We start from the raw sequence: 14012 nt of genomic DNA on the forward strand, positions 1-14012 counted from the left end.
CGCCGTATTCGGCCAGCTTGCGGCGGCCGTCCGGCGTCAGCCAGGCGGTGGTCCAGGCCGGCGACAGCACGGTGCGCACCTGCACGCCGCCGATGCCCGCCTGCTCCAGTGCCAGCCCGATCTCCAGCGCGATCACGCTCATCGCCGGGCAGCCGGAATAGGTCGGGGTGATCGCCACCTCGACCCGGCCGTCCTGCACCGTGACCTCGCGCAGCACGCCGAGATCGGCGATGGTCAGCACCGGCAGCTCCGGGTCGACCACGGCGGCCGCGGCCTCCCAGGCGCGCTGCCTCAGACCTTCCGAGTCCTTTCCAGTCCCCCCTCCCCCCGCGGGAGGGGGGTAGGGGGAGGGGGTTCTCTCAACCCGAGCTGCCGCACGGTCGAGACGAGCCGGCTCGGAAGCCGATGGAGACCTGGCCTCTTCGCACGCGGACGCGCGCAGACCCCTTCCCCTGCCCCCCTCCTGCAAGGGGAGGGGGGACTTGGAAAGGGCGGGAGAGGCCGGTGACCGAGTCACCACTTCGCCCCCGGATAGGTCCGCTGCAGGATCTGCAGCTCGCTCAGCAGGTGGCCGAGATGCTCGCTGTGCCGGCCGTCGCGGCCGCCGCGCTGCGACCAGCCGGCCGGCGGCACATCCAAGGTGGCCTCGGCCAGCACATCGGCAACGGTTCGCGCCCAGGTCTCGCGCAGGCTCTCGGGATCGACCGCGACACCCTCGGCGATCAGCCCGCGCTCGGCGTCGTCCGGCTGGTACCACTCGCCGGTATAGGGCCAAAGTTCCTCCACCGCCGCCTGGGCCCGGGCATGGCTTTCCGCGGTGCCGTCGCCGAGGCGGATCACCCATTCCGCGCTGTGGCGCAGATGGTAGGCGCTCTCCTTCTCCGACTTCGCGGCGATCGCCGCCAGGGTCGGGTCCGCCGAGGCGGTCATCGCCCGCCAATAGGGATCGGCGAAGGCGGAATAGAAGAACTGGCGCAGGATGGTGCGGGCGAAATCGCCATTCGGCTGCTCGACCAGCAGCAGGTTGCGGTACTGCCGCACGTCGCGCAGATAGGCGTAGCGGTCCTCGTCATTGCCGGCGGCCTCGACCTCGGCCGCGTAAGTGTAAAGGGCGCGGGCCTGGCCGATCAGGTCGAGCCCGATATTGGCCAGGGCCATGTCCTCTTCCATCATCGGGGCGTGGCCGCACCATTCCGACAGGCGGTGGCCCAGGATCAGGGCGTCGTCGGCCCGCGCCAGGGCGTAGCGGACCAGCGGCGTCTCGGCGACGGTGATCATGGCCGCGGCCATCACATATGCCCGATCTCGTCGGGCACGTCGTAGAAGGTCGGGTGACGGTAGATCTTGCTGGCCGCCGGCTCGAACATCATGCCCTTGTCGGCGGGGTCCGACGCGGTGATGGCGTTGGACGGCACCACCCAGATCGACAGCCCCTCGCCGCGGCGGGTGTAGAGGTCGCGGGCCGCCTGCAGCGCCATGGTCGGGTCGGCCGCGTGCAGCGACCCGACATGCTTGTGCGACAGCCCGTTGCGGCTGCGGATGAAGACTTCCCAGAGGGGGAAATTCTGCGTGGTCATGGCGTCTCCTCCCTCAGGCTGCCGCCCGGGCGCGGCGCTTCTCGGCATAGGCGAGCGCGGCCTCGCGCACCCAGGCGCCGTCGTCATGGGCCTTGCGGCGCGCCGCCATCCGGTCGCGGTTGCACGGGCCGTTACCGGCCAGTACCTGTTTGAACTCGTCCCAGTCGATCGGTCCGTGCCGCCAACGCCCGGTCTCCCCGTCGAAGCGCAGCTCCGGGTCGGGCGGGAACAGGCCGATGAACTGGGCTTGCGGCACGGTGGCGTCGATGAATTTCTGGCGCAGCTCGTCGTTGGAAAAGCGCTTGATCTTCCACTTCATCGAGGTGTCGCTGTGCTGGCTCGCCGAATCCGGCGGGCCGAACATCATCAGGCAGGGCCACCACCAGCGGTCCAGCGCGTCCTGCGCCATCGCCTTCTGCTCCGGCGTGCCGCGGGCCAGCGTGACCATGATCTCGTAGCCCTGGCGCTGATGGAAGGATTCCTCCTTGCACACCCGGATCATGGCGCGGGCGTATGGGCCGTAGGAGCAGCGGCACAGCGGAATCTGATTCATGATCGCGGCGCCGTCGACCAGCCAGCCGATGGCGCCGATATCGGCCCAGGTCAGGGTCGGGTAATTGAAGATCGAGGAGTACTTCGCGCGGCCGGTCAGCAGCTGGTCGACCAGCTCCTCCCGCGCCGTGCCCAGCGTCTCGGCCGCGGCGTAGAGGTAGAGGCCGTGGCCGCACTCGTCCTGCACCTTGGCCAGGAGGGCCGCCTTGCGCCGCAGCGTCGGCGCCCGGGTGATCCAGTTGCCCTCCGGCAGCATGCCGACGATCTCGGAATGGGCGTGCTGGGAGATCTGACGCGTCAGGGTCTTGCGATAGGCCTCCGGCATCCAGTCGTTCGGCTCGATCCGCTCCTCGGCGTCGATCCGCTCCTGGAAGCGTGCGGCGAGGGCGGCATCTTCGACGGGACGGGCAGTTTGATCGGTGGCGTTGAGGGCCTGCGTGTACATGGCGTCCTCCCTGACCTTGGTTCGATCATATGTCACAAAAATTAATATAGTCAAGATTTTTAGTAACATATCGAAACATGGCTATCTCCCATCGTCATGGCGAGGCGCGGAGCGAAACCCTATCGGAACCGCGCCTGCAGCTCCGGTCCCGGCGGGGGCAGGGGGCCGGATTCGGCCTGGCCATGGACGTCGAGCCAGCGCTCGGAGGCCGGCAGCAGCCGGTGGTAGAGATCGGCGCAGAGGGCGCGGGCGGCGGTGCCGGGCCAGCCCGGCGGCAGCAGGTCGGCCGGCAGCACCGGGTCGCGCAGCACGATGCGGCGCCAGGCGTGGATCAGCAGGATGCGGGCGATGAAGCTGTCCTGGTCGGACAGCGCGTCGCCCGCCGCCAGCGCCGCCCGCAGCGGCTCGAACTCGGCCAGGAAGCGGCGATAGGCATCGGCCGTGTCGTCCAGCGGCCAGCTCTGCGCCGCCAGCCGGCGCCGGGTCTCGGCATCGGCCGTAGCGTCCAGGCGCAGCGCGTCCCCGGCTTCCGGCGGGACCAGGGTGCCGGCCGGCGCCACCCAGACGCCCGCCGCGGCGCTGCCGAAGCCGGCGGCCTGCAGGGCGGTCCGCGCTGCCTCCCGGTCGCCGCCATTGCCGGGCAGCACCAGCACGAAGCCGCTGCCGTGCGGCGGCGGATGAGCGTTGTAGATGTGCTCGGTGGCGGTGCGGAACGTCTCCCGCCCACGCTCGGCCAGACGGTAGAAGCTGTTGCGGCCGACCCGGCTGCGCTCCAGCCAGCCATCGGCGGCCAGCCGGGACATCGCCGTGCGCACCACGCCGTCGCCGATGTCGATCGCGTGCAGGAAGGCCGACAGGGTGCCCAGCCACAGCGACCCGCCGCGCGGCACGATGGCGTCGCCATAGACGGTGACGATGATCGACCAGGTGCGTGACGGCTCGGCCTTCAGGCTGTCCAGGATCCGGCGCAGGGCGGTGCGGGGCATCAGGGTCAGGCGGTTTCCATCCGCCGGCGGGCCGCGGGCTTCACCGCCGCCACCGCATCCGCGGCGCCGGACAGCACCAGCTGGGTCGCCAGCCGGGCATATTCGGCGCGGCCCAGCCCCTTGCCCTCGCGGAACCACAGATAGTGCCAGTTCAGCATGCCGAACAGCGACATGGTCAGCGGCATCAGCAGGCTGCGGTCGGTCGCGACCTGCGGCACCGCTGCAGCCAGGGCATCGGCGAAGATCCGCACCAGCGTCCGCTCCATGTCCTTCAGCTGCTCCTGCCGCTCCGGCGGCAGCAGCTTCAGGCTGGTGATCTGCACCTGGTGTTCGGCATCGGCGTCGCGATAAGCATCGAGCAGAGCGGCGACGACCGCATGCAGCCGCTCGCGCGCGCTGGCCGGGGCGGCCGCCGCCTCCTCCACCGCCGCGACCAGGGTCGACAGGTGGTCGGCCAGGATGTCGAACAGCACCGCGTCCTTGTCGCGGTAATAGTGATACAGCAGGGCCTTCGACATGCCGCAGGCCTCGGCGATCATGGTGATCGAGGCGCCGGTGAAGCCGTGCCGGGCGAACAGCTCCGCCGTCCGATGCAGGATCGCCCGCCGCTTCTCGTCGTAATCAGGGGCGCGAGTGCGGGCCATGACCTCCGGTCCGTTCCGAGTGTGTCGACTGTCACAGACTCGGCGCGTCGCGGCTGGAGATCAAGAATTCTCTGAACGCTCGATCAATGAATTGCCCGGCTTCTGCCGCAGCACCGGGGCGGTGGTCGACTGCCGCCGGTCGGCGCTGGGCTTGCAGCCGAACTGGGCGCGGTAGCGGCGGGAGAAGTATTCCAGCGAGGGGAAGCCGCAGGAGAAGGCGACCTCGGTGACGCTCAGCCCGGTCTGCTGCAGCAGCTGGTGCGCCTTGGCCATGCGCAGCAGCAGGTACTGGGCCTGGACCGGGCGGCCGAGCGCCTGTCTGAAGCGGCGCTCGAGCTGGCGCAGCGACAGGCCGACCCGGTCGGCGATCGCGGCGCAGGGCAGGGGCTCGTCGATCGCGCCGCGCATGATCTCCAGCGCCTGCGCCACCAGCGGGTCGGCGGCGGCCTGCGCATGGTCGTCCGACTCCCGCTGCCCGGTCTCCGGCGGCCGCACCCGGCCGAGCAGCAGATGCTCGGCCACCTCGCCGGCCAGGCCGGGATCGGCATGGCGCCCGATCCACCCGACCATCATGTCGAGGATGGCCGACGCGCCGGCGCAGGTGATCCGGCCGCCCGAGACGACGTAGAGCTGCGGCACCGCGCGCACCGCCGGATAGCGTTCCTGGAACCCGGTCAGGTTGTCCCAGTGCACCGCGGCGGTGTGCCCGTCCAGCAGCCCGGCCTCGGCCAGGGCCAGGCTTCCGGTCTCGATGCCGCCGAGCTCGACGCCGAAGCGGGCCAGCCGCCGCAGCCAGGGCAGGACTGGCCGCTGCCCGGCGACCTCGGCGGACTCGAAGCTGGCCAGGACGAAGACGGTGCCGCTGCCCTCCGCCGCCGGCAGGGCGCCATCGACCGGCGTCACCGTGCCGTTGCTGGCACGGACCGGCTGCCCGTCGGCCGAGACCACGGTCCAGGCGAAGATCCGCTCCTGCGCCAGCCAGTTGGCGACGAACAGCGGCTCGATCGCCGCGGCGAGGCCCAGCGCCGAGAATTCGGGCAGCACCAGGAAGGCCAGCTTGCGCATGCATGTCCCGTGGTCGAACCGTCCCAGCATGCCACCGCCGCTGTTGGTGGCCGGCGAAAAATCGACATCGCCGTGACGGATGAGGACAGGTTGCGGCTCCAGACCTCTCCCACTCTTCCCGGCAACGCCAGCCAGAGAACGGGAAGACAAGAATGACCATCGCGGTTCCGACCTGGACCAAGGCCGACCAGGAGGCGGGCTATTCCCTGCCGGCCCCGTTCTTCTACGACCCGGCGGTGTACGAGGCAGAGCGGGAAGGGATCTTCCTGAAGTCCTGGCATCTGGTCGGCCATCTCAACGACTTCCGCGAGACCGGCGACATCGTTACCGAGACGCTGCTCGACCAGAGCGTCCTGGTGATGAAGGGTGCGGACGGGCAGATCCGCGCCTTCCACAATGTCTGCCAGCATCGCGGCAACCGCCTGGTCGGGGCCCGGCGCAGCAAGGCGCGGGCGATCACCTGCGGCTACCACGCCTGGACCTATGGCCTCGACGGCAGCCTGCGCGGCGCGCCGCGCACCGAATGCCTGGCGAATTTCGACAAGGCCGAGCACGGGCTGAAGCCCGTGCGAGCGGAGGTCTTCGGCAGCTTCGTCTTCGTCAATCTCGACCCCGCGGCGCGGCCGATCGCCGACATGGCGCCGGGCGCCGAGGCCGAGATGCGGCGCTTCCTGCCCGATCTCGACCGGCTGGTGCTGGTCGAGGAGGTCGACGTGCCGGTGGCCGCCAACTGGAAGGTGATCCAGGAGAACTCGATCGAAGGCTACCATTTCAGCTTTTCCGGCCCGGTGCATCGCGAGCTGGCCCAGCTGATCGACTTCGACGGCTACACGCTGACGCCGCGCGGCGACTGGTGGACCTATATCGGCCCGCCGAAGCCAGGCACCACCCAGGCCTATGGCGTGCCTTTGGAGGGTGCAACCTGGCAGACCGCCTGGTTCTTCAACCTCGGCCTGTTCCCGAACGCGACGATCTACGCCTTCCCCTATGCCGACGTGGTCGGCACCTTCATCATGATCCCGACCGGGCCGGAGACCTCGATCCTGCGCTTCGGCTATTACGGGCCGGAGGGGCGGGAACTGCCCGAGGTGACCCGGGCCTGCATCCGCTGGATGAACGAGGATCTGGGGCCGGAGGACATCCAGCTCAACATCTCCAACCAGAAAGGGCTGCGGTCGATGGGCTTCCGCCACGGCCGCTACCTGATCGGCGAGACGCCGGACAACCGCAGCGAGCATCTGGTCCGGCACTTCCACCAGCTCTGCCACCGGGCGATCCGCCCCGACGCGGCCTGAGCGGCGATGGCCAACGGCTTCGACTACGTCATCGTCGGCGCCGGCTCCGCCGGCTGCGTGCTGGCGGCGCGGCTGACCGAGGATCCCGCGGTGCAGGTGCTGCTGCTGGAGGCCGGGCTGGCCGACCGCAGCTGGCAGATCCACATGCCCGCGGCGGTCGGGCGGCTGCTCTCCTCCGACCGGTTCAACTGGGCCTATGTGTCGGAGCCGGAGCCGCATCTCGACGGCCGCCGCCTATCGCATCCGCGCGGCCGGGTGCTGGGCGGGTCGTCCTCGATCAACGGCATGGTCTATATCCGCGGCCATGCCCGCGACTACGATTCCTGGGCCCAGGCCGGGCTGCAGGGCTGGGGCTATGCCGACGTGCTGCCCTATTTCAAGCGGGCCGAGCGGCACAGCCTGGGCGGCGACGCCTATCACGGCGGCGACGGGCCGCTGTCAGTGTTCGCGCCGGATCTCTCCGCCACGCCGCTGGCCGATGCCTTCGTCCGGGCGGGGCAGGAGGCGGGATACGGCCTGACCACGGATGTGAACGGAGCGCGGCAGGAGGGCTTCGGTCGGATCGACCGCACCACCGGCGGCGGCCGGCGCTGGAGTGCCGCGCGCGCCTATCTGCGGCCGGCTCTGGGCCGCCCGAACCTGACCGTGGTCACCGGCGCGCTGGCCCGCCGCATCGTGCTGGAGCGGGGCCGAGCGATCGGGGTGGAGTACGCCCGGCACGGCCGGGTGCAGACGGCTCGGGCCGGGGCCGAGGTGATCCTGTCGGGCGGGGCCATCAACTCGCCCCAGATCCTGCAACTCTCCGGCATCGGTCGGGCCGACGACCTGGCGGCGCTTGGTATCCAGCCATTGGTCGACCTGCCCGGCGTCGGCGCCAACCTGAACGACCACCCGGACATCGTCATCCAGCACCGCTGCCGCACGCCGGCCTCGCTCTACGGCGTCAATCGCGGCCTGCGCAAGCTGGCCACCGGGCTGCGCTGGTTCGCCGGCAAGAGCGGCCCGGCCGCGTCCAACCATTTCGAGGCCGGCGGATTCATCCGCAGCCGGCCGGGGATCGAGCACCCCGACCTGCAATTGACCTTCATGCCGATCGCGATCAAGCCCGGCACGGTCGAGGATGTCGGCGGTCCTTCCTTCCAGGTGCATATCGACCTGATGCGGCCGCGCAGCCTGGGCCATGTCAGGCTGCGCTCGGCCGACCCGGCGCAGCCGCCGGCGATCCGCTTCAACTATCTGGCGGACCCGCAGGACCGCATCGACCTGCGGGACTCGGTGCGGCTGACCCGCGAGATCCTGGCCCAGCCGGCGCTGGCCACCTATCGCGGCGAGGAGATCTATCCCGGCCCGGCGGTGCGCAGCGACGACGAGATTGACGCGTATCTGCGCCAGGGGATCGAGACCTGCTACCACCCGGTCGGCACCTGCCGGATGGGGCAGGGCGGCACGGCGGTGGTCGACGGCGAATGCCGGGTCCATGGCGTCCGCGGCCTGCGGGTGGTCGACGCTTCGGTGATGCCGGCGATCGTCAGCGGCAACACCAACGCGCCCACCATCATGATCGCCGAGAAGGCGAGCGACCTGATCCGCGGCCGGCCGGCGCTGCCGCGCGACGAGCAACCGGTGTGGATTCACCCCCAATGGGAAACCGCGCAACGCTGAGCAGGAGGGCTTTGTGACCGCATCTCTCGACGAGCATCGCCAGGCGCGGATCGACCTGGCGGCGTCGTTCCGCTGGTTCGCGCGGCTGGACATGCATGAATCGATCGCCAACCACATGAGCGTGGCCGTGTCGGAGGACGGGTCGCGCTTCCTGATCAACCCGTGCCGGCTGCACTTCTCGCGTGTCACCGCCGGCGGCCTGCTGCTGCTCGACGCGCATGACCCGACGACGCTGGACCAGCCCGACGCGCCGGACCCGACCGCCTGGTACCTGCACGCGCGACTGCATGCGGCGCTGCCGCAGGCCCGCTGCATCATGCATCTGCACTCGAAACACGCCACCGCCCTGGCCTGCCTGGCCGACAGCACGATGCCGCCGATCGACATGAACACCGCCCGTTTCTTCGGCCGGGTGGTGATCGATGACGGCTTCGCCGGCATGGCCCTGTCGGATAAGGAGGGCGACCGCCAGGCGGCACTGATGACCGAGGGCAAGACCGTGCTGCTGATGGCCAATCACGGCGTGCTGGTGATCGGCCCGACCGTGGCCGACGCCTTCGACGAGCTCTACTATTTCGAGCGAGCGGCCGAGACGCTGATGACCTGCTACGCCACGGGCCGGAAGCTGCGGGTGATGCCGGACGAGGTCGCCCTGCTGACCGAGCGGCAATGGCGCGGCTATGGCCGCTTCGCCGCCGACCACCTGGACAACGTGAAGGCGATCCTCGACGCCGAGGAGCCGAGCTACCGGGACTGATCGTCCTTTGCTGCATCTGCTGCATCGTCGCGCCAGGGCTTGGTCTCCCCGAGCGTGTCGGCCATCACCGCGCAGCGCCGACCCATCGGCTTGTCGCCGCCGATCGTGCTGTCCCGGGCCGTCTGGTGCTCCGCCTCGGCGTTCAGCTCGGCGCCGATCAGGAACACCACGGTCGACAGCCAGATCCAGGTCAGGAAGCCGATCACCGCACCGAGCGAACCATAGGTGGCGTCATAGCTGCCGAAGCGGGCGACGTACCAGGAGAACAGCATCGACCCGCCGATCCACACCACCGCCGCCAGCGCACTGCCCCAGTTGATCCATTGCCAGCGCGGTTCCCGGCGGCTCGGGCCGAAGCGGTACAGCAGCGACAGGCCGACGATCGTCAGCAGCAGCAATGCCGGCCAGCGCAGCAGCCAGATCAGGACGCCGGCAGCCGATCCGAGGCCGACGAAGCTGAGAGCCACGGGCACGACGACCACGCCGACAAGGGCCAGCACCACGAAGATCAGGGCCAGCGCGGTGAACAGCAGCGAGATGGCGTTCAGCCGGAAGAAGCCGCGCTTCTCGGTCTCGTCATAGACGACGTTCAGAGCATCGAACAGCGCCTTCATCCCGGCATTCGCGCTCCACAGCGACAGGGCGAGGCTGGCGAAGAAGGCGAGGCCGAGCGCCCGCGGCGGCTGGCTGATGAGGCGATGCAGCTGGCCGCCGATCACCTCCATCCCGCCGCTCGGCAGGATGAAGGCGAGGTCGGCGATGTTTCGCTCGACCGTCGCGGGATCGGCCAGGAAGCCGTACAGCGACACGATCAGGCCGATGGCGGGGAACAGGGCCAGCAGCGCGTAATAGGCGACGCCGGCGGCGAGGGCGAAGACCCGGTCGTCGTCGATCTCCGTCCACACCCGGTACAGTATATCGAGCCAGCCACGTCTCGGGATCTCGACCGGCGAGCTCGCGTCACGGCCATGCCCGTCTTCCGTCGACAGCGACGTCGCCATCGATCTCTCCCCACCGACACCGGACCTCTCAGGTCGAACGGCGGGGAAGGCAGGGGCGTTCCGTCGGGCTAGCGCTCGGTCAGGGCCAGCTTGGCGCCGAGGGCGACGAAGGCGGCGGCGAAGCTGCGGCGCATCCAGGTCATCACCCGCGGACGGCTGATCACATGGTCGCGCATCGCGGCGGCGAACAGGCCGTAGACGGCGAAGACCGCGAAGGTCATCAGCATGAACACGCCGCTCAGCTCCAGCATCCGGGCCAGCGGATGGGCCTCGTTGGCGCTGACGAATTGTGGCAGGAAGGCGACGAAGAAGATCGACAGCTTCGGGTTCAGGATGTTGATCAGGATCGCCGTCACCGTGACCTGCAGCGCGGACCGGCCGTCGGCCTGCTTCTCGACCGTCAGCGCGCCATGCTCGCGCAGGGTGTTCCAGGCCATCCACAGCAGGTAGGCGACGCCGAGATATTTGAAGATCTCGAAGGCCAGGGCGCTGGCGTGCAGCAGCGCCGCCAAGCCCAGGATCGCGGCGGCCATGTGCGGCACGATGCCGAGGGTGCAGCCGAAGGCGGCGACCACGCTGGCGCGCGACCCGCGGGTCAGCCCGGCGGCGATGGTGAACAGCGCGCCGGTGCCGGGCGAGGCGACGATGATGAACGAGGTGATCAGGAACTCGATGCTCATATCGGCCCTCCAGGCTGCGGCCGCCACGATGCCTCGGTTGAGGGCGGGTGGGCAAGGGCGGGAGATTGTGGATGGACCGAAGGAGCGGGCACCTTCCCCTTTGCTGTCATTGCCGGGCTTGACCCGGCAATCCAGAAGATGTCGACAGTCTCTGGATGCCCGGGTCAAGCCCGGGCATGACAAAATGGGGTTAAGGCAGGACGGCGGCATCTGACCTACACCGGGATCGCGACGCTGTTCTTGATCTCGCGCAGGGCGAAGTTCGAACTGATGTGCTGCACCGCCGGGCTGGTGAACACCACCTCCTTCAGGAACTTCTCATAGTCCAGCGGGCTGCGGGTGACGATCCGCAGGATGTAGTCGGCCGAGCCTGTCATCGAATAGAACTCCAGCACCTCCGGCCGCTCGGCGATCTTGCGCTCGAACGCCTCGATCTCGTCGCCATTGTGCTTGGCCAGGGTGACATGGGCGAAGGCGGTCTCGCCATAGCCCAGCCGGGCGGGATCGACCCGGGCGACGTAGTCCTTGATCACGCCGCGCTCCTCCAGCGCCTTCAGCCGCCGCCAGGTCGGCGAGGTCGACAGCCCGACCGCATCGGCCAGCTCCTGCACGCTCTGTCGGGCGTTGCGCTGCAGCGCCGCCAGGATGGCGCGCTCGAACCGGTCCAGCTCCTCGGCGTCCGTGGGCATGAAATCACTCCAATTCCGACGATTGGGGCAAATGATACCTGAGATCTGCGTGTTCGATACCGACATCGGCAAAACTTTTCCCCGAATCCGTCGCATCCTTTTCCTGGGAAGGCCCAGCAGAAGGACGATCCGGTGACCGCTCTCGCCTATCAGCAGCCTCGCCTCCTGGCGAACGCGCCCGATCCCGGCTTCGACTGGCGCCGCGTTGCCCATCTGCTGCACCTCTCCCGCGCCCTCGATGCGCTGGAGGAGACGGTGCTGGCGCCGCAGAAGAAGGTGCTGTACCAGTTTTCCGCCCGCGGCCACGACCTGGCGCAGATCCTGCTGGGCACCCGGCTGGACGACCCGCGCGACGCCGTCTGCGGCTATTACCGCTCCCGCCCGATTCTGCTGACCCTCGGCGTCGATCTGGTCGACGCGCTCGGCTCCGCCATGGCGCGCGACGGGGGCTATTCCGCGGGCCGCGACATCGGCGTGGTGTTCAACTTCCCGAACCCGGCCGGCCCGTCGGCGCTGCCGATGTGCGGCGGCGTCGGCACCCAGTACACCCCGGCCGCCGGCTGGGCCCAGGCGCTGGAATACGGCCGCACCGTGCTGCACGACCCGGCCTGCGACCGCGCCATCGCCGTGGTGCTTGGCGGCGACGCCTCGGTCGCCACCAACGGCTTCTGGTCGGCGCTGACCATCGCCACCACCCAGCGCCTGCCGGTGCTGTTCATGATCGAGGACAATGGCTACGGCATCTCGGTGCCGTCGCGGTTCCAGACCCCGGGCGGCGACATCGCCGCCAACCTCGCCAGCTTCCGCGGCCTGCACATCCTGGCCGGCGATGGCACCGACCCGGCCGAGGCGGCGCGGCTGGCCGATGCCGCCGTCGCCCATGTCCGCGGCCGCAAGGGCCCGTGCCTGCTGCGGCTCAGCGTGCCGCGGCTGGAGGGGCACAGCTTCCAGGACACCCAGGCCTACAAGCCGGCCGAGACGGTGGCGGCGGAATGGGCCCGTGACCCGCTGCCCAAGCTGAAGCGGTTCCTGGTGCCGGCTGTCATCGAAGCGGCGGAATGGGACGCGCTCGCCGCGGAGGCCGGGGCGCAGGTCGAGGCGGCGCGGGCCCGGGCCGAGGCGCGCCCGGTTCCCGATGCGGCCGCGGTGACCCGCCATGTCTTCTACGAAGGCGAGGCCCAGGCGATGGGCGGGCTGCGCGGCGAGGGCATCGTCCCCGCCACCGGCAGCGAGACGCCACAGCCGGAAGGGCCGCGGATCAACATGGTCACCGCCATCCGCCGTACCCTGGACCACGAGTTGTCGGCCAATCTGCGCATGGTGGTGCTGGGCGAGGATATCGGGCCGAAGGGCGGCGTCCACGCCGTGACGCTGGGGCTGCAGGAGAAGTTCGGCGCGGCCCGGGTGATGGACACCAGTTTGTCCGAGGAAGGCATCGTCGGCCGCGCCGTCGGCATGGCGCTGGCCGGGCTGCTGCCGGTGCCGGAGATCCAGTTCCGCAAATACGCCGACCCGGCGGTGGAGCAGATCAACGATTGCGGCACGATGCGCTGGCGCACCAACAACCGCTTCGCCGCGCCGATGGTGCTGCGCATGCCGGTCGGCTTCCTGAAATGCGGTGACCCCTGGCACAGCCAGACCAACGAGGTGCAGTTCGTGCACGCGCCGGGCTGGAAGGTGGCGGTGCCGTCCAATGCCGAGGACGCGGTCGGCCTCTTGCGCGCGGCGCTGCGCGGCGACGACCCGGTGATGTTCCTTGAGCATCGGGCGATGCTCGACGCCGCCTGGGCCCGCCGGCCCTATCCGGGCGATGATTACGTGCTGCCCTTCGGCCAGGCCCGGACCACGATGCCGGGCACCGACCTGACCATCGTCACCTGGGGCGCCATGGTGGAGCGGGCGGAGGCGGCGGCGCGGGCCAGCGGCCGCTCGGTCGAGGTGATCGATCTGCGCACGCTGATGCCGTGGGACAGCGCGGCGGTGCTGGCCTCGGTGGCGCGCACGCGGCGCTGCCTGATCGTGCATGAGGATCTGCGCACCGGCGGCTTCGGCGCCGAGATCGCGGCGGTGGTGGCCGATGAGGCATTCCTGGACCTCGACGCCCCGGTAGCGCGGCTGACCATGCCGGACATCCCCAGCCCGCACAATCCGGTGCTGCTGGACGCCGCGGTGCCGTCGGTCGACCGCATTCGCGACAAGATCATTGAGCTGACCGGGTTCTGAGAGCCGATGCGGAGCCTGCCCCCTGAATTGTCATGCCCGGGCTTGACCCGGGCATCCAGAAGCTGTCGAGACCCTCTGGATTGCCGGGTCAAGCCCGGCAATGACAGCAAAGGGAAGGCCTCGGCTGCTCACAAAATCGACCAGAGGCGGGGCTGACATGGCCGATATCATCGAGGCGGCGGCGGTGGACGTGCTCGCGCCGGTCCAGCAGGAGGGCACCAAGGCGGCGGTGCGGGGCTGGCTTGCGGCAGTGGGCGATAAGGTGCGCGAGGGTGACCCGCTGGTCGAGCTGGAGACCGACAAGGTCACGGTCGAGGTCCCGGCCCCGGCGTCGGGCACCCTGCTGGAGATCCTGATCGCAACCGACCAGGACGCGGTGCCGGGGGCGGTGCTGGGGCGGATCGGGGTGAGCAATGCTGACCCTTCTTCTTTAGTC

Annotated in this window: 15 protein-coding genes; 5 read left to right on the forward strand and 10 right to left on the reverse strand. The window is 69.7% G+C overall.

The features are described from left to right. The 7 genes from paaD to ABDW35_RS19030 all read right to left on the reverse strand — a co-directional run. On the reverse strand, positions 1-262 hold a 262-nt coding region (gene paaD, locus ABDW35_RS19000), incomplete at its 3' end, for a 1,2-phenylacetyl-CoA epoxidase subunit PaaD (RefSeq protein WP_343715452.1). Between the two features lie 251 nt (positions 263-513). Next, on the reverse strand, positions 514-1290 hold the full coding sequence (gene paaC / locus ABDW35_RS19005) for a 1,2-phenylacetyl-CoA epoxidase subunit PaaC (protein ID WP_343715453.1): 777 nt from the start codon (positions 1288-1290) through the stop codon (positions 514-516). Next, the gene (gene paaB, locus ABDW35_RS19010; protein WP_343715454.1) at positions 1290-1577 is read right to left on the reverse strand and encodes a 1,2-phenylacetyl-CoA epoxidase subunit PaaB; all 288 of its coding nucleotides are present in this window, start codon (positions 1575-1577) and stop codon (positions 1290-1292) included. The genes paaC and paaB overlap by 1 nt, the downstream gene beginning before the upstream one ends. Positions 1578-1590: 13 nt before the next feature. Then, a complete protein-coding gene (gene paaA / locus ABDW35_RS19015; RefSeq protein WP_343715455.1) occupies positions 1591-2574 on the reverse strand; it encodes a 1,2-phenylacetyl-CoA epoxidase subunit PaaA in 984 nt (327 codons plus the stop codon). Between the two features lie 119 nt (positions 2575-2693). Further along, positions 2694-3560, reverse strand: coding sequence for a phenylacetic acid degradation operon negative regulatory protein PaaX (paaX, locus tag ABDW35_RS19020; protein WP_343715456.1), 867 nt, complete (start codon positions 3558-3560; stop codon positions 2694-2696). A gap of 5 nt (positions 3561-3565) precedes the next feature. Beyond that, entirely contained in the window at positions 3566-4204 is a 639-nt protein-coding gene (locus tag ABDW35_RS19025) for a TetR/AcrR family transcriptional regulator (RefSeq protein WP_343715457.1), read from the reverse strand. 60 nt (positions 4205-4264) lie between these two features. Continuing rightward, entirely contained in the window at positions 4265-5269 is a 1005-nt protein-coding gene (locus ABDW35_RS19030; RefSeq protein ID WP_343715458.1) for a GlxA family transcriptional regulator, read from the reverse strand. Between the two features lie 152 nt (positions 5270-5421). Here ABDW35_RS19030 and ABDW35_RS19035 point away from each other — a divergent pair, with 152 nt between their 5' ends. From ABDW35_RS19035 to ABDW35_RS19045, 3 genes are read left to right on the forward strand one after another with little or no spacing between them, the layout of a single operon-like run. Further along, the gene (locus ABDW35_RS19035; protein WP_343715459.1) at positions 5422-6564 is read left to right on the forward strand and encodes an aromatic ring-hydroxylating dioxygenase subunit alpha; all 1143 of its coding nucleotides are present in this window, start codon (positions 5422-5424) and stop codon (positions 6562-6564) included. 6 nt (positions 6565-6570) lie between these two features. Then, entirely contained in the window at positions 6571-8226 is a 1656-nt protein-coding gene (locus ABDW35_RS19040; protein WP_343715460.1) for a choline dehydrogenase, read from the forward strand. 13 nt (positions 8227-8239) lie between these two features. Next, positions 8240-8983 (forward strand): class II aldolase/adducin family protein, encoded by a 744-nt coding sequence (locus tag ABDW35_RS19045; protein ID WP_343715461.1) that lies wholly within the window; start codon positions 8240-8242, stop codon positions 8981-8983. On the opposite strand, the gene ABDW35_RS19050 is transcribed toward ABDW35_RS19045, so the two are convergent. From ABDW35_RS19050 to ABDW35_RS19060, 3 genes are all read right to left on the reverse strand, one after another. Then, entirely contained in the window at positions 8971-9984 is a 1014-nt protein-coding gene (locus ABDW35_RS19050; RefSeq protein ID WP_343715462.1) for a YihY/virulence factor BrkB family protein, read from the reverse strand. The genes ABDW35_RS19045 and ABDW35_RS19050 overlap by 13 nt on opposite strands. 68 nt (positions 9985-10052) lie before the next feature. Continuing rightward, entirely contained in the window at positions 10053-10664 is a 612-nt protein-coding gene (locus ABDW35_RS19055) for a LysE family translocator (RefSeq protein ID WP_343715463.1), read from the reverse strand. A 215-nt stretch (positions 10665-10879) separates the two neighbouring features. Next, positions 10880-11353, reverse strand: coding sequence for an Lrp/AsnC family transcriptional regulator (locus ABDW35_RS19060; RefSeq protein ID WP_343715464.1), 474 nt, complete (start codon positions 11351-11353; stop codon positions 10880-10882). A 132-nt stretch (positions 11354-11485) separates the two neighbouring features. Here ABDW35_RS19060 and ABDW35_RS19065 point away from each other — a divergent pair, with 132 nt between their 5' ends. Together ABDW35_RS19065 and ABDW35_RS19070 are read left to right on the forward strand one after the other, a co-directional pair. Further along, complete coding sequence (locus ABDW35_RS19065; protein ID WP_343715465.1) at positions 11486-13576, forward strand: transketolase C-terminal domain-containing protein; 2091 nt, start codon at positions 11486-11488, stop codon at positions 13574-13576. Between the two features lie 157 nt (positions 13577-13733). Continuing rightward, the coding region (locus ABDW35_RS19070; protein WP_343715466.1) for a lipoyl domain-containing protein at positions 13734-14012 on the forward strand (279 nt) is incomplete at its 3' end.

This window comes from Inquilinus sp. (assembly GCF_039594555.1).
Taxonomy (GTDB): domain Bacteria; phylum Pseudomonadota; class Alphaproteobacteria; order DSM-16000; family Inquilinaceae; genus Inquilinus.